This is a genomic window from Mesorhizobium sp. M0306, from assembly GCF_040321655.1.
Taxonomy (GTDB): domain Bacteria; phylum Pseudomonadota; class Alphaproteobacteria; order Rhizobiales; family Rhizobiaceae; genus Mesorhizobium.
In genome coordinates, this window is sequence record NZ_JAMYRY010000021.1 from 46,523 (window position 1) to 62,498 (window position 15,976).

The 15,976-nt window shown below is 62.6% G+C and carries 12 protein-coding genes; 6 read left to right on the forward strand and 6 right to left on the reverse strand.

The genetic code is table 11. The features are described 5' to 3' along the window. The first annotated feature begins 17 nt into the window (after positions 1 to 17). The 4 genes from NKI95_RS23950 (at position 18) to NKI95_RS23965 (ending at position 7,312) form a co-directional block, all read left to right on the forward strand. On the forward strand, positions 18 to 1,595 hold the full coding sequence (locus tag NKI95_RS23950; protein ID WP_352719668.1) for a trimethylamine methyltransferase family protein: 1,578 nt from the start codon (positions 18 to 20) through the stop codon (positions 1,593 to 1,595). A 132-nt stretch (positions 1,596 to 1,727) separates the two neighbouring features. Continuing rightward, positions 1,728 to 4,313, forward strand: a complete 2,586-nt coding sequence (locus tag NKI95_RS23955) for a GcvT family protein (RefSeq protein ID WP_352719670.1) — start codon at positions 1,728 to 1,730, stop codon at positions 4,311 to 4,313. A gap of 88 nt (positions 4,314 to 4,401) precedes the next feature. Continuing rightward, positions 4,402 to 5,973: an ArnT family glycosyltransferase gene (locus NKI95_RS23960; RefSeq protein ID WP_352719671.1), complete on the forward strand. Its 1,572-nt coding sequence runs from the start codon at positions 4,402 to 4,404 to the stop codon at positions 5,971 to 5,973. 25 nt (positions 5,974 to 5,998) lie between these two features. Next, entirely contained in the window at positions 5,999 to 7,312 is a 1,314-nt protein-coding gene (locus tag NKI95_RS23965) for a M24 family metallopeptidase (protein WP_352719751.1), read from the forward strand. A gap of 109 nt (positions 7,313 to 7,421) precedes the next feature. On the opposite strand, the gene NKI95_RS23970 is transcribed toward NKI95_RS23965, so the two are convergent. Both NKI95_RS23970 and NKI95_RS23975 read right to left on the reverse strand, forming a co-directional pair. After that, the gene (locus NKI95_RS23970) at positions 7,422 to 8,222 is read right to left on the reverse strand and encodes a phosphate/phosphite/phosphonate ABC transporter substrate-binding protein (RefSeq protein WP_352719673.1); all 801 of its coding nucleotides are present in this window, start codon (positions 8,220 to 8,222) and stop codon (positions 7,422 to 7,424) included. Positions 8,223 to 8,305: 83 nt separating this feature from the next. After that, positions 8,306 to 9,316: a fatty acid desaturase gene (locus tag NKI95_RS23975; protein ID WP_352719675.1), complete on the reverse strand. Its 1,011-nt coding sequence runs from the start codon at positions 9,314 to 9,316 to the stop codon at positions 8,306 to 8,308. A 228-nt stretch (positions 9,317 to 9,544) separates the two neighbouring features. Here NKI95_RS23975 and NKI95_RS23980 point away from each other — a divergent pair, with 228 nt between their 5' ends. Continuing rightward, a complete protein-coding gene (locus NKI95_RS23980; protein ID WP_352528189.1) occupies positions 9,545 to 10,387 on the forward strand; it encodes a helix-turn-helix domain-containing protein in 843 nt (280 codons plus the stop codon). A gap of 88 nt (positions 10,388 to 10,475) precedes the next feature. Next, positions 10,476 to 11,492: a betaine--homocysteine S-methyltransferase gene (gene bmt / locus NKI95_RS23985; protein WP_352719677.1), complete on the forward strand. Its 1,017-nt coding sequence runs from the start codon at positions 10,476 to 10,478 to the stop codon at positions 11,490 to 11,492. Positions 11,493 to 11,640: 148 nt separating this feature from the next. Here bmt and NKI95_RS23990 read toward each other — a convergent pair whose 3' ends face one another. The 4 genes from NKI95_RS23990 to NKI95_RS24005 all read right to left on the reverse strand — a co-directional run bounded on the left by NKI95_RS23990 (position 11,641) and on the right by NKI95_RS24005 (position 15,924). Next, on the reverse strand, positions 11,641 to 13,761 hold the full coding sequence (locus NKI95_RS23990) for a vWA domain-containing protein (protein ID WP_352719678.1): 2,121 nt from the start codon (positions 13,759 to 13,761) through the stop codon (positions 11,641 to 11,643). 2 nt (positions 13,762 to 13,763) lie between these two features. After that, entirely contained in the window at positions 13,764 to 14,327 is a 564-nt protein-coding gene (locus NKI95_RS23995) for an RNA polymerase sigma factor (protein ID WP_352719680.1), read from the reverse strand. A gap of 65 nt (positions 14,328 to 14,392) precedes the next feature. After that, on the reverse strand, positions 14,393 to 15,148 hold the full coding sequence (locus tag NKI95_RS24000) for a dienelactone hydrolase family protein (RefSeq protein WP_352719682.1): 756 nt from the start codon (positions 15,146 to 15,148) through the stop codon (positions 14,393 to 14,395). A 104-nt stretch (positions 15,149 to 15,252) separates the two neighbouring features. After that, a complete protein-coding gene (locus NKI95_RS24005; RefSeq protein ID WP_352719684.1) occupies positions 15,253 to 15,924 on the reverse strand; it encodes a hypothetical protein in 672 nt (223 codons plus the stop codon). Between the last annotated feature and the right edge of the window lie 52 nt (positions 15,925 to 15,976).

The window sequence follows — 15,976 nt, forward strand, 5'->3', positions numbered from 1 at the left end:
AGCGTACGAGGACTATCATGACCGCCGCCCTTCAGCCCGCCGAACCGGCATTGGCAAACGATCGCGCCCGTCGCGGCGGCCGCGCGGGGAAGCGTGCCGGCGGATCGGCGGCGTTCGAGCAGCCGCCGTTTCGGCAGTTGAAGAACCCGCTGGCGCCGACCCGGCTGGTTTCCGACGACGAGCTGGAATCCATCCACCTCGCCTCTCTGCGCGTGCTGAGGGAAATCGGCGTCGACGTGCTGCATGACGAAGCCCGGCGCATCATGAAGGCGCATGGCGCCGATGTCCGCGAAGGCAGCGAGCGGGTGCGCTTCGACAGTGACATGATCCTGGAACTGGTTGCGCACTGCCCGCCGGAATTCACCATCCACGCCCGCAACCCGGCGCACAACGTGCGCTTCGGCGGCGATAATCTGATCATCTCGATGATGGCATCGGCGCCCAATTGCTCCGACGTCGACCGCGGCCGCCGGCCGGGCAACCAGCAGGACTACCGCAACTTCCTCAAGCTTGCGCAGATGCACAACATATTGAACTGCACGGGCGGTTATCCGGTCGAGCCGATCGACATCCATCCGTCCGTCCGCCACCTCGAATGCATCCGTGACCTCGCCACGCTGACCGACAAGATGTTCCACATCTATTCGCTCGGCAAGGAACGCAATGTCGACGGCATAGAGATCACCAGGATCGCACGCGGCATCAGTCATGAGCAGCTGCTCGCAGAGCCGTCGGTGTTCACCATCATCAACACCAATTCGCCTCTCAAGCTCGACGTGCCGATGATGGAAGGCATTATCCAGATGTCGAGCAAGGGCCAGGTGGTCATCGTGACGCCGTTCACCCTGTCCGGCGCCATGGCGCCGGTGACGATTGCCGGCGCGCTGGTGCAACAGAATGCCGAGGCGCTGTCCGGCATCGCCTTCGCGCAGATGGTGCGCAAGGGCGCGCCTGTCGGCTACGGCGGCTTCACCTCGAATGTCGACATGAAGTCCGGCGCGCCGGCCTTCGGCACGCCGGAATATATGAAGGCGCAGCTGGTCGGCGGACAGCTCGCCCGCCGCTACAACATCCCCTACCGCACCTCCAACACCTGCGCCGCCAACACGGTCGACGCGCAGGCCGCCTATGAAAGCGTGTTCTCGCTGTGGGGCGCCATCCAGGGCGGCGGCAATCTGATGATGCATGCCGCCGGCTGGCTCGAAGGCGGCCTGCGCTGCTCCTATGAAAAGACCATCCTCGATATAGACCTGTTGCAGATGGTCGCCGAGTTCCTGACGCCGCTCGATCTTTCCGACGAAGCGCTCGGTTTCGACGCCATCCAGTCGGTCGGCCCCGGCGGCCATTTCTTCGGCACCCAGCACACGCAGGACCGCTACAAGACCGCCTTTTACGCGCCAATCATTTCCGACTGGCGCAATTTCGAGAGTTGGGCGGAGGCCGGGTCGCCGACGGCACTCGAAAAGGCCAATCGCGTCTGGAAGGAACGGCTGGCGTCCTATGAAGAGCCTTACATGGATCCGGCGATCCGCGAGGAGCTCAACGCTTTCGTCGACAAGCGCCGGGCCGAAGGCGGCGCGCCGACCGATTTTTGATCATCTGATGAGTAGTCGACCCCCACTCCGTCTTGATGGCAGGCTGGCCGAAAACATCGCCGTTTCCGATCTCCGCTTTGTTTTCGCGCCCCGCTCACTCGATTCAATCTCTTCAAAAACGGAACTATCTTCATGAAATCTCACGCAAAAGCGGTTGTTATCGGCGGCGGGGTCGTTGGCTGCTCGGTGCTCTATCATCTGGCCAAGGCTGGCTGGACCGACATCATGCTGATCGAGCGTTCGGAGCTCACTTCCGGCTCGTCCTGGCATGCGGCGGGCGGCTTCCATACGCTGAACGGCGATCCCAACGTCGCCAAGCTGCAGGCCTATACGGTGCAGCTTTACAAGGAGATCGAGGAGATTTCCGGCCAATCCTGCTCGCTGCACCTGACCGGCGGCGTGATGATGGCCGACACACCCGAGCGCATGGACTTCTTGCGGCTCGCCCACGCCAAGGGCCGCTATCTCGGCATGGACACCGAACTGATCACGCCGTCCGAAGCCAAGGCAATGTTCCCGCTGATGGACGAGACGAATTTCGTCGGCGCCATGTGGGATCCAGTCGAGGGCCATCTCGACCCTTCCGGCACCACCCATGCCTATGCCAAGGCCGCCAGGAAGCTGGGCGCCGAGATCGTACTGCGCAACCGCGTCGTGGAACTGACGCAGGAGGTCGACGGCACGTGGAACGTCGTCACTGAGCAAGGCACAGTCAAAGCCGAGCATGTGGTCAACTGCGGCGGCCTGTGGGCGCGCGAGATCGGCCGCATGGTCGGGGTCGAACTGCCGGTGCTGGCCATGGAGCACATGTATCTCCTGACCGAGCCGATGCCGGAGGTCGAGGAATTCAACAAGTCGACCGGCCGCGAGATGATCGGCGTGCTCGATTTCAAGGGCGAGATCTATACCCGCCAGGAGCGCAACGGCATCCTGCTCGGCACCTATGAAAAGGCCTGCAAGCCGTGGTCGCCGGTCAACACGCCGTGGGATTTCGGCCACGAACTGCTGCAGCCAGACATCGACCGCATCGCGCCGTCGCTGGAGATCGGCTTCAAGCATTTTCCCGGCATCGAGAAGGCCGGCATCAAGCAGATCATCAACGGCCCCTTCACCTTCGCGCTGGACGGCAACCCGCTGGTCGGCCCGGTGCAGGGCCTGACCAATTTCTGGTGCGCCTGCGCCGTCATGGCCGGCTTCAGCCAAGGCGGCGGCGTCGGCCTGGCGCTGTCGAACTGGATGGTCCATGGCGACCCCGGCTTCGATGTCTGGGGCATGGACGTTGCACGCTTCGGCGAATGGGCAACGCTGCGCTATACCAACGCAAAGGTGCGTGAAAATTATTCGCGCCGTTTCTCCATCCGCTTTCCCAATGAGGAATTACCGGCGGCAAGACCAGCGCAGACGACCCCGCTTTACGACACCATGCTCGCCAACAACGCCGTCATGGGCGACAGCTGGGGTCTCGAAACCCCCCTCTGGTTCGCGCCGAAAGGCTCGGAGCCGAAGGACATCGTGTCCTTCCACCGCTCCAATGATTTCGGCCCGATCGGCGAGGAGGTGCGCGCCACCCGCGAGAGGGTAGGCGTCACCGAGATCGCCAACTTCGCCAAATACGAAGTCTCCGGACCAGGGGCCGAAGACTTCCTCAACCGGCTGATGACCAATCGCATGCCGAAATCCGGCCGCATCGTGCTGACGCCGATGCTGAACGAGTTCGGCAGGCTGATCGGGGACTTCACCATCGCCAAGGCGGGCCCAAGGGGTGGGGAAGATCGCTTCATGATCTGGGGTTCTTCGGCAGCGCAAAAATACCACATGCGCTGGTTCGAGAAGCATCTGCCGAAGGACGGGAGCGTGCGCATCCACCGCTTCGACCAGACGCTGGTCGGCCTCTCCATCGCCGGGCCGAAATCGCGCGACCTGCTGCAGAAACTGGTCGATGTCGACATCTCGACCAAGGCCTTCCGCTTCATGGATTTCCGCGAGATGGCGGTCGGCGGCGCGCCCTGCATGGTCAACCGCATCACCTACACCGGCGACCTCGGCTATGAGATCTGGATGGCGCCTGCCTACCAGCGCCTGGTTTACAATGCGATCAAGGAGGCTGGCGAAGAGTTTGGCCTTGTCGATTTCGGCATGCGGGCTTTGCTCTCGATGCGCCTTGAGAAGAACTTCCCGACCTGGTTCCGCGAGTTACGTCCGATCTACGGACCGTTCGAAGGCTCGATGGACCGCTTCATCAAGCTCGAGAAGAACGACTTCATCGGCCGGGAAGCAGCGGCCAAGGAACAGGCAGAAGGGCCGAAACTGCGCCGTGTCTCCTTCATCGTCGATGCCGCGGATGCCGACGTCATGGGCGATGAGCCGATCTGGGCCAAGGTCGGCGGCAAGGATTACGGCACCGTGGAAAAGCCGCATGGCTATGGCGCGCCGCGCTTCGATGCGGGTGGTAACGAAGTGCGCGGCTCGAATGCCGCCGAAGGCGCGTCTGCCGTGCGCGGCATTGTCGACGGCGACTGGCGCGTGGTCGGCTGGGTCACCTCCGGCGGCTATGCGCATTATGTCGAGAAGTCGATGGCGCAAGGCTATGTACCGGCAGCGCTTGCCGAGAACGAGAGCGCCGGGCTGTTCGAAGTCGAAATTCTTGGACACCGGCGGCTGGCACGCATCAATGTCGAGCCGCCCTTCGACCCGAGCGGCGAAAAGATGAGGACGTAGGCGCAGCCAGCCGGTCGCATTGTGCGGAGCATACTCTTCATGCTAGCGCAGCCGGCAACACTCTGCTGGCAAGGGCGATGAGATTTCATTGAAGTACAATCTGAGATGGGCCGAGTGGCTGGCCGAGGGACGGATCGGCCCGTTCCCGGCGGCGATCGTCATGGTCACGGCTTACTTTGCCTTACAGACCGTCATACTATCCCTGTTGAGCTCTTGGGCGGGAACCGGCGTCGGCATCGATGATGCGGAGCAACTGATCTATGTTCCATATCTCTGGGCCGGATATGGCGGCTCACAACCACCCCTGTACACCTGGATCAACTGGCTGGCCGCGCATGTTTTCGGCACCAGTATCTTCACGCTGAAGCTCGTCAAATACTCCGTGCTGTTCCTTGCCGCCTGCAGCGTGTTCGCCGCCATGCGGCGGTTCGGCTACACCAAAGCGACAGCGGCGGCGGCCATGTTCGGCCTGTTTACGATCCCGCAGATCGTCTGGGAATCGCAGCGCGCCTTGTCGCATTCCGTCGCCGTCGTCGGCTTCTGCTCGCTGCTCCTGCTCGCCATGGCCTATCTTCTCGAGCGGCGAAGCATGATCGCCTATGCGGCGTTTGGCCTGGCCACCGCGGCGGCAATTCTTGCCAAGTATAATGATGTCTTCCTCGTGGTTGCCCTTGTTGCGGCCGTGCTGTCGCTGCGCGAATGGCGCAGCGCAATCCTTGATCCGAAGTTCGCCATCAGCATAGCGGTCGCGATATTAGTGCTGGCGCCAACCACCTATTGGAGCCTCATGCATCCCGCCGATTTATTGTCGAGAGGCGAGAAGTTCGGAATAGACTCGCAACAAGAGCGCATGGCGGCGGCCTTTATCGGCGCCGGCAAGTTTGTCATGGGGACCTTCAATTTCGCGGTCTTGCCGGTGCTCGTCTCCGCCCTGGCTTTCTGGCTGGCGAAGTTCCGTTTCTCCGAGCGGCACCCGAAACGTCCGGCCAGGGAAATTCTGTTGTGGCGTAGCTTGGCGCTCGGCTTGGCCATGCTGGCGATACTTGTGCTGGCCACCGGCGTGACGGTGGTCAAGGACCGCTGGCTGCTGCCGGTCCTGTTCATCTTGCCGCTGGCCATCGTCGCCACTATGGAACGGCTGGCGCCGCGCGGCAGGAATGCGCAGCTCCTGGTGATCTCGGCTGGAGCGATCATCGCCGTGCTGCTCGCCCCCGCCACCTGGTACGTCCAGATAAACGGGACCAGTGGACTGTCGCGCATGATCCGCGTGGATTACCCCGCCCTCTATCGCCAATTGACTGCGGACGGACCGGTCAAAACCGCAATATCTGATGGTGCATGGGTCGGAAATCTGCGGTTGGTCGACCAAAAACTGGTCGCACTTAACCAGGAAGTGCCTAATTTCGAAACGCTGATGCAGGAGCCGGCCGTACTCGTCTGGCTTGACCGCGACGATCCGCGGCCGGTCATTTTGGAGCAGCTCAAAGCGGCCGGCTATGAGCCGGACGGCCAGCCACGGCAAATGATGGTTCCGCTGTTGCGTGGCACCGACAAGTCCGCCCGGCCCGGCGCATTCGTCCGACTGAAGAGAATGGAAGGAGCCATGGCGCCCAAGAAAGGCGCTGGCGAAGGAGTCGAGGGTGGACAGGAACCCGACTGACCGGCCCCGTCATCATCGCAAGATCATGCCGTTCGAGCCGGACAGCTCGATCGATGCGCTGCGCAAAAAATCGCGCCTGAAGGCCGCTGAACTCAACCAGCATCTGCTGGGCTATGGGGCGCTTGCGGAAGCCGAGTGGCAGGCGGCGGGTATTGCCGCTCCTGACCTGCCCGCCATGCGCCGATACCGGCTCGAGCGCATCCGCGCCGAGCTGAAGCGCCGCGACTATGCGGGAGCCCTGCTCTACGATCCGGTCAACATCCGCTACGCGACCGATGCGACCAACATGCAGCTCTGGGTCGCGCACAATCCGACCAGGCATTGTTTCGTCGCCACCGATGGGCCGGTGGTGCTGTTCGACTATTTCTCCTGCGAGCACCTTTCCGATCATTCCGGCGTCGTCGACGAGGTGCGGCCGGCGGTGTCGTGGGCTTACCTCTACAGCGGTGAGCTGACCGGTCAAAAAGTCCGCCGCTGGGCAGCCGGCATCGCCGAGCTGGTATTGGAACGTGGCGGCGGCAATCGCCGTATCGCCGTCGACCATATCAATCCCGAGGGCATCGAAGAGCTCGCCCGTCTCGGCATTTCGACGGGCAATGGCGAGGCGGTGATGGAAAATGCGCGGCTGATCAAATCGCCCGACGAGATCCTTGCCATGCGCCGGGCGATCGTCGCTTGCGAGGCAGCGATGGGTGAGATGGAGCAGGCGCTGAGGCCGGGGATTTCCGAGAACGAATTGTGGGCCGAACTCCACCGCGGAAACATCGCGCGCGGCGGCGAATGGATCGAAACCCGGCTCTTGTCGTCGGGTCCGCGCACCAATCCATGGTTCCAGGAGTGTTCGTCGCGGACGATCGAGGCCGGCGATCTCGTCGCCTTCGACACCGACCTGATCGGTCCTTACGGCTTCTGCGCCGACCTTTCGCGCACCTGGCTTTGCGGTGACGCGCCGCCGTCGCAGGAGCAGCGCGGCCTGTTCCGGATCGCAGCCGACCAGATCGCCCACAACACGGAGCTGATGCGGCCGGGCATATCGTTCCGCGACCTCGTCGAGGGCTCGTCAGTGCCACCGGGAGACTGCTTCCCGGCCCGTTACGGGGTGCTCTATCACGGCGTCGGCCTTGCCGACGAATACCCGACTTTGCCGCATGCTAGCGACTGGACCGACGACACACCGGACGGCGTTCTCGAACCGGGCATGGTGCTGTGCGTCGAGAGCTATATCGGCCGGCTTGGCGGCTACGAAGGCGTCAAGATCGAAGAACAGATCCTGATCACTGAAACCGGCAACGAGAAGCTTTCGACCTACCCGCTCGACAATCGGCTGCTTGGCGGCTGAGCGAAGCTAATGCATGTCGCGCAAAAGTGTGCAGCGGTTTTGCGATAACGACATGCATAAAACAAGAATCTAAAGCGCGTCGCATGAGGCCGACCGAACGCGACGCGCTTTACGTGAGCGCCGCGATCGCCTCGCGCATCGCAGCGACGATCGTTTCCGGCGTCGTCTTGGCCGTGATGAACGGCAAGCCTTTGCGCCGCCTTGTCCAGCCGACGACCGTCACCTTCTGCGCCGCAGGCTCGAAACGCTGCGCCAGCGCCCAGCTCTCGCAGTCGATCGCCGCGACGTCGGCCCTGCCCTCGGCAACAGCAACGATCGAAGCACGGTGCCCACAGCTTTCGCTCAACGCGGAAAAGATGTCCAAACTCTCGCCCAATGCTTGCAGGTCGCGGGCTGGCGCGATGATGCCTGACATGGAATCGAGGCTGTTGAAGGTGAAGCGCTTGCTGCGAAGCTGATCGAGCGGAATGACGGCACCGCCGTCGGCCGGCGACCTTGCCTGCGGTGCCTCGCCCGCCCTCATGACGATGGCGCTCGAATAGAGTTCGCCCTGTCCACCCTCGAAGGCGTCGTAACGCGGCTGGCCGACGAGGTGGACACGCTGCGACAGGCCGAGTTCCATCGGTCCCCAACAGGTTTGCGCCAAGAGCAGCGCCGGATGCAGCCAGAGCTGGTGAAAATCCAGCTCGTCCGGCGGCAATGTCGCCGGATCGGGCGCGATGGGTTTTCCCTGATCATCGCGAATACCGCCAGGCACGGGGGGCAAATCGCCGGTGCGGCGGATGATCGTCTCCGGCGCATCGATGCCTTTTTGTCTGAAAGCATCGCGCAGCCGCGCCCATTGCGCGTCGACATCGTCCCGCGCTTCCGGCCAGTCGTACATCGGCAAAGCCGCAATGAATTCGCTCATGCCGGGATTTGACCGTTATGCGGGGAAATTGACAAGGTCAGGAAAGCGTCGTCCGCGCGGCACCGCCTGCAACAACGCAAGAATCATTCCTTCGGCGGCTCGGCGGGTACCGGTGCGCTGCCAAGCCCATTGAGGCTGCGTGCCCTGACGCGCGGCTTGAACGCACGTCCCGGTTCCGGCATGCGCCGCAGCACGGGATGGACGATCGGCTCCTTCGCCTTGAAGGCATAGGCCTTGAGCAGCGCGAAGTAGTTCGGATAGGCATAGCCATTGTTCATCCGCAGCCACTCGTCGCGGCGGTCGCGAAACAGCTTCGGCAGCCTGTACCAAGCCACCGTCGGGCTCTTGTGATGGACGAAATGCAAATTGTTGTTGAGGAACAGGAAGGACAGCGGCGAGCGCTCGACGATGATCGTGCGGCCTTCCGGATGTTCCGACCATTGGTGCTCGGCGTAGGTGCGGATCGAAATCAGCGACTGCCCAAGCCACACCGGCACCAGTATGTAGAGCCATAACGGCATGCCGAAGCCGAACTGCACGACAGGCAACACTACGGCGAGGCCGATCGCGTGCAGCAGCCATGCCTTGCGGATGGAATTGTCGCCCGCGGCAACCTGCCTGGCGTCGTCAATGAAAAAGCCGATGCAGGAAAGCCACGGACCGAGCACCAAACGCCCGAGCATCGTGTTGTTGACCTTGAGCAAGAATTTCATCGCCGACGGCAGCTCCTCGTGCTGCCAGAGCGCCTTGTAATAGCTTTCGGGATCGTCGAGCGGATCGGTCAGGCGCTCGTCTGCATGGTGGCGCAGGTGAATGGTCTTGAACCGGCGAAACGGCCAGACAAGGCCAATCGGCAGGAAAACAAGGGCTTCATTGAGCCGCGCGTTCCGGGTTGGGTGGCCGTGCAGGACCTCGTGCATCAGCGAGGATTGCAGCGCCGCAATCAGGGTCAGAAAGGCGAGTGCCAGCAGCGGGTAGGATGGCCAGAGCAGAAAGCCGGTAGCGAGCCAGCCGCCGTAGCAGAGAAGTGCGAGAAATACTGTCGGCCATTCGATGGCCGCTGCGCCGTGTCGCCTGTTGCCCATGCTCGTCATGCTATCGACCACTGCCTCCCAGTCGCCGGAACCCGTTTGATTCCTGACAGCATTGTGTCAGGAGCGTTGCATCGCTGCAACGCGATAAAGCGCACAAACTGTTGCGATTGCGCATTTTCAGCTGCAGATGTTATCTATTGTAAACAAGCTCGTAGATTCATTTGCGCTCGAAACGCCATGTAGACCGCTTCGGCGCAAAATTTTGCTCACGTCAGGGAGAGTAGAGATTTGGACAAGCGCGACCTGTCGACGATCTTTCGCGAGCGCCTGAAAATGCTCTTGACAAGGTCCGATTTGAACCAGTCGGCCTTCGCCGCCGCCGTTGGCATCGACCGTTCGGCGCTGTCGCAGCTGCTCTCCGGCGCCTCGACCCGCCTTCCCCGCGCCGAGACGCTGCTCAACATCGCCGCCGAATTCAAAGTCTCGCTCGACTGGCTGCTCGGCCTCAGCCAGGACGAGGGCGTCACCGGTGAAATCCGCGAGAGCCTTGAGATCGAGGAGGCGCCGGACGGCTTCGACCGCACGCTGCTGGCTCGCTGGCATGCCGAGGCGGCGGGAACGAAAATCCGCTACGTGCCGGCCGGCATTCCCGATCTTCTGCGCACCGAGGCGCTTGTCGACTACGAAGCCGTCATCGCCAACAAGAGCCGCGAAGCACAGGCCGGCGAAACGCAGTACCGCATCGACTACAACCGACGGCCCGAAACCGACATGGAAGTCTGTATGCCGCGCCACACGCTGGAGATCTTCGCGCGCGGGCTGGGCGTGTGGGACCGCTTTCCGGAGGCCGACCGCCACCAGCAACTCCTGCACATGGCGACACTGCTCGACGACCTCTATCCCACCTTCCGCCTGTTTCTCTATGACGGGCGGATGCGCTATTCGATCCCCTACACCATCTTTGGGCCTTATCGCGCCGCCATTTACGTCGGCGACATGTATCTGGTGCTGAACGCCACGCAGCCGATCCGCACCCTGACCAGCCATTTCGACAATTTGATACGCGCCGCGGACGTCAACGCGCATGAAGCGGCCAGCTTCACACGAAAGCTGGCGGAGATGCGATTTTGACCGGTTGCTCTCCGCGCCGACATTGACGGCACATAAAGAATTCTTTATATCCTTATCTCAGTTATTCTTCCGGGAAGGCGTATTTCACATGACCAGTCCGATCGACGCTCTGCTTGCCGAAAAGGGCGTCCTGCTCGCCGATGGCGCCACCGGCACCAATCTGTTCGCCATGGGTCTTGAGGCCGGCGAGGCACCCGAGCTCTTGAACGAGACCGCGCCCGACACAATCACCAGCCTGCACCAGAACTTTGTCGATGCCGGCGCCGACATTATCCTGACCAACTCTTTTGGCGGCACCCGCCATCGGCTCAAGCTGCACCATGCGCAGGACCGGGTCTATGCGCTGAACAAGCGCGCCGCAGAGATCGCAAGCGCCGTTGCAAAGAAGGCTGGCCGCAAGGTGATCGTGGCCGGCTCCGTCGGCCCGACCGGCGAGCTGCTGGTGCCGCTCGGCGCCATGACCTATGACGAGGCGGTCGAGGCCTTTGCCGAGCAGATCGAGGGCCTGAAGGCCGGCGGCGCCGAAGTCGCCTGGATCGAAACCATGTCGGCGCCTGACGAAATCCGCGCCGCCGCCGAAGCCGCCATCCGCGTCGGCCTGCCCTATACCTATACCGGCTCCTTCGATACCGCCGGCCGCACCATGATGGGGCTGCTGCCGAAGGACATCCACGGCGTCGTCGATGGCCTGTCGCAGACACCGCTCGGTGTCGGCGCCAATTGCGGTGTCGGCGCCTCCGACATTCTCGCCTCGCTGCTCGACATGACCGAGGCGAAGCCGGAAGCAACGGTGATCGTCAAGGGCAATTGCGGCATTCCCGAATTTCGCGGTGCCGAGATCTACTATTCCGGCACACCCGAGCTGATGGCTGACTATGTGCGCCTCGCCGTCGATGGCGGCGCCAAAATCGTCGGTGGCTGCTGCGGCACCTCGTTCCAGCACCTTGCCGCCATGCGCAAGGCGCTCGATGCGCACACCAAGTCGGATCGCCCGACCGTCGAGCAGATCGTCGAACGCATCGGCCCGATGCGTAATAAGCAGGCGACGGTCAACGTCGCCGAGACCAGCGAAGCCCGCCGCGAACGGCGCCGCGGACGTGCCTGACGCTTTCGGCTGCGACGCGGTCCGCGAAGCGGTGCAGCCACGAAAAAAAGGCCGGCAAGGTTTCCCTCGCCGGCCTGCCTCACCCGCCCGTAGGCCGGCTCCCCCTATCAGAACGATCCCATCTGAAAGAAACCGGCCGTCATTGCCACTACCGGTTACCGCCGAGCGCCGAGGCAAGGCGCACAAGCGAGAGGAACTCGGACCGGTATCCAAACGGGTCGGCTCCTCTGGCGGCGGTGGCAATCTCCATGATCTTGTCGTAGCCGAACTTCGCGGTCGCATCCTCGTCGCGCAGCTTCTGGCCGAAGGCAGCAACGGCAACGGAGAAACGCTGGTCGGTGCTGGCCTGGTCGAACGACGCCACTTCGTTGGCTGACGTCACCGGCGTGGTGATCAGCTTCGAAGTGTCCTCATTCGGCAGCTTGTAGCGGATCTTGACGAAGGCATATTCGTCAGCATTGGCGACGCCGCCATTGTTCACCGAGGCCTGGCCATAGCGCAGCTGATCAATCTGTTCGCCGCCGCTGCCCTTAGGCGTGATCTCGTAGATCGCGGTGACCGAATGGCCTGAGCCGATCTCGCCGGCGTCGACGCGGTCGTTGTTGAAATCCTCGCGGTTTAACGCACGGGTCTCGTAGCCGATCAGCCGGTACTCCGAGACCTTGTTCGGGTTGAACTCGACCTGGATCTTCACGTCCTTGGCGATGGTGAACAGTGTCGAGGAGGCATCCTCGACCAGCACCTTCTCGGCCTCCGCCAACGTATCAATATAGGCAGCGGTGCCATTGCCGTTCTGTACGATGGTCTGCATCATCTGGTCGTTCAGATTGCCGCGGCCGAAGCCGAACACCGACAGGAACACGCCTGTCTTGCGCTCCTTTTCGATCAGCCGCTTCAGATCGTCATCGTCGGTCTGGCCGACATTGAAATCACCATCGGTGGCGAGCATCACCCGATTGATGCCGTCCTTGACGAAGGATTTCTGCGCCAGCCTGTAGGCTTCCTTGATGCCGGCCTCGCCTGCCGTCGAGCCGCCGGATGTCAGATTGTCGATGGCAGCGAGGATCTTGTCCTTTTCCGAAGCCTTGGTGGGCTCCAGCACGGTACCGGCATCGCCCGCATAGGTGACGATCGAGACGGTGTCGTCAGGTCTCAGCTTGTTGACCAGCAGCCGGAAGGCCGACTGCAGGAGCGGCAGCTTGTCTTGCTCGTTCATCGAGCCCGACACATCGATCAGGAAGACCAGATTGGCCTTGGGCTGCTCGGCCGGCTTCACGTCGAAACCCTTGATGGCGACATGCATCAGCTTGGTATGCTCGTTCCACGGCGTCGGCATGACGCTGACGGTCGAGTTGAACGGCGTCGAGGCGGAGTCCGGGCCTTTCCAGTCATAGGGGAAGTAGTTGACCATCTCCTCGACGCGCACCGTATCGGCCTGCGGGACAAAACCTTCCTTCAGCGAGCGCCGCACGAAGGAATAGGAAGCGGTGTCGACATCGATAGAGAACGTCGAGACCGGGTCTTCGAGTGCGGCATGCACCGGATTGGTCTTGAAATCCTCGACGCGGTCGCGGTTTTCCTCTTGCGGCAGCATCTGGTCGGCCGGCGCAGCGGCAGGCTGCTGTGCCATCAGCTTGGACTCGGCGACCGTGCCAGGCATGCGTCCGACCCGCCCACCGCCATCGACTGCCGGAGCCGCGGAGCTTGCACCCCCATCCAGCGCGAACTCGCCGCTCTGCGCCGGTTCGGGTGCGTTGCGGCTGAGCACATCCTGCTGCGTCAGCCCGCCGACTGCGGTCGATTCCGCCTTCGGCGGCGATGTCGGCGCCACAAGCGCCTCGCCGGTGTCGCGGCTTTCACTGTCGGCGTCCACCTTCTTCTGCTTGTCCGCTTCGGCAACGACCGGCGGTTTGACGGTCGCCGGCTTGTCAGCCAGCGTTTCGGTGATCTTATCGTCCCCGCCGAATTCGGGCCCGCCGAATTTGGATTCCCCCAACATATAGATGGTGGCATATCCGGCGATCGGCAGGGCAACGAGCCCGGCAATAGCCGGCGTGGCGAAGAGTTTCTTTTGCATGATTTCGCTCCAGAGCCTTTGTGCTCGCTCTGTGAGACGAAGCCCGCCTGCCGATCCTTGGGAGGCCGGTAAAGTTTTTTCTTCCATGTCATAGGCGCGCAGCGCGGCCTGGAGGGCACGCGCCTTTGCATCCGCGTCGGGCGCCGGTGCTGCGATATCGCGCAGCCTGTTCAGTTGATTGTCGTCGACCATGGTCACACTTCCCCGGCTGAACGCATCAGCGTCTTCAACCGTTTCTTCGCCTCATGGATGTGCCAGGAAACCGTCGTCTCCGAGATCGCCATCGCCTCGGCGGCGGCTGCGTGGCTGAGCCCTTCGCCATAGACCAGCAGCACCGCGTCGCGCTGCTTGTCCGGCAGCTTGCGCACCGCTGCCCAGAGCGCCTCGGCCGGGTCTTCCGCCTCGGACGACGCCTCTCCTGAAATCAGTGCATAAGCGCCATAGGCATCGGTCTTGACAGTCTCGCGGGCGGTCTTGCGCATCATGTCGCGCGCGGCATTCAACGTCATGGTGTAGAGCCATGTCGTGAAGGCGCCGCTGCCGTGATAGTCGCGGATCGCCCGGCCGAGCCGAACGCACACTTCCTGGGCGATATCCTCGGCGTCGGCCTTTTTCCCGCACCAGCGATAGGCGGCGCGATAGACGAAACCGTAGTGCCTTTCGAGCAACTTGCCGAAAGCACCCCGGTCTCCGCCCTTCGCCCGCCCGATCAGTTCGGCGTCGGAGGCTTCGCTTTCGTCCAGCATCATCGCCAACATTTGCCTGTTGGACGAAGGCTAATGGCGGTTCCTTGGGGCGATGGAAAGAATTTTTTGGCGGGCTGTCACGTCGTAATGGTTGGCGTGCCTTGGCCGAGCGTCTCCGCAAACAGCGTCGTCAGCCGCTTCCAGTGGCGTTCGGCGCCGGCTGCATCGAAGGCACTATGGTCCGGCATGCACCAGCCATGCGCCGTACCGGCATAGTTCTCTATGACATGGTCGACTTCGGCGGCGCGCAGTGCTTCGGCCAGCCGCGCCGATTGCTCAGGCGGAAAGCTGCGGTCCACACCGGCAGTGCCGATATAGACCCTTGCCTTGACCGAGGCGGCCTTCCGGTGCGGACTGTCGGCGGCGTCACCAGCCAGATTACCGCCATGGAAACTTGCCGCGGCAACGATGCGATCGGGATAGCTGGCCGCGGCGTTCAGCGCCCGCGCTCCGCCCATGCAGTAGCCGACAATGCCGACCGGCCCGGTTAGGCCCTGGGCAGCGAGCACATCGAGGAAAGCGCCACTGTCGCGGATCGTCATCTCCTGGGTCGTGCCGCCGAGGAGACCTGTGATGGCGGCCTTGCTCCTCTCGTCGCCGAACGCAGTCTTGGGATCGAACGGACCGTAGGGCGCATTGCGGTAAAAGAGGTCCGGCACAAGCACCGCATAGCCCTCGCCCGTAAGCCGCTCCGCCATCTGATCGAGCGCCGGTCGCGGACCGAAAACGTCCATGTAGAGGATGATCGCTGCCTTGGCTGGGGCCGCCGAACGGAACAGCCGGGCCTTGGCAATGCCGTCGCTTGTCTTGATCTGCATCGCTTGCGTGGCCATCATCCGCTCCGTTGATCTGACGTGCGATAGATACCCGCTGCGACCGTTGCGGCAAGCTGTAATGAGGCGATCTGCTTCAAGATTTCGTGCGGCATTCGGCGACGCTACAGACGCGCGAATGCTGCCATGTGAAAGGCCTGAACCTCGGCCGGATAGCGATAATCGGCACCGTAAGGACAGGCGTTGCGATCGAGGCAGCCGCCGGTCCGGCAAGGCGCGCCGTTTTGCCCGCGCACATGGGCAAGACAGGTTTCATGTGCAAACCCATCCGCAGAATAAGCCTCGACCGGACAGGATCTCAGGCAAGGTTTTGCGACACATGTGTCGCAAAGGTGGATCGCCTCGTGAGGCTCTGAAAGTGCAATCCTATCTTCGAACAGCAGCGCGCCGCGATAGGCATGCCAGAGCCCGTATTGCGGATGCATGAGAATGCCGAGCGGCGACGGCTTCAGCCCCTCCGCACGCATCGCCCATTGCTGGAACGGCAGATAAGGCCTGTCGGACGGCGACACCGCGCGTGCCCCGAATCTTTCGGCCACGGCGCCGATCACTTCGCGAGACCAAGCGTCGAGCGGATCGTCGATCGGCTGTGACTGTCTTTCCAGCCAGCGCAGGAAGTGCGGCCAGGGTGCGGCACCTGCCTGGCCGACCAACAGGGCGGATCTGGCGGCAGCGCCGGAGAGACCGCTAGGTGTTTCCTCACCGCTCGCAAAATTGAAATCGCCGCGCAGGATGAGGCCGTGGGCGGAAAGCGCAACCGCGACTGTTTCAGTCATGCCGCGCTCGGGGATCATCCCTTCTTGTCCGGGTCGGAGAAGGCACTCCGCC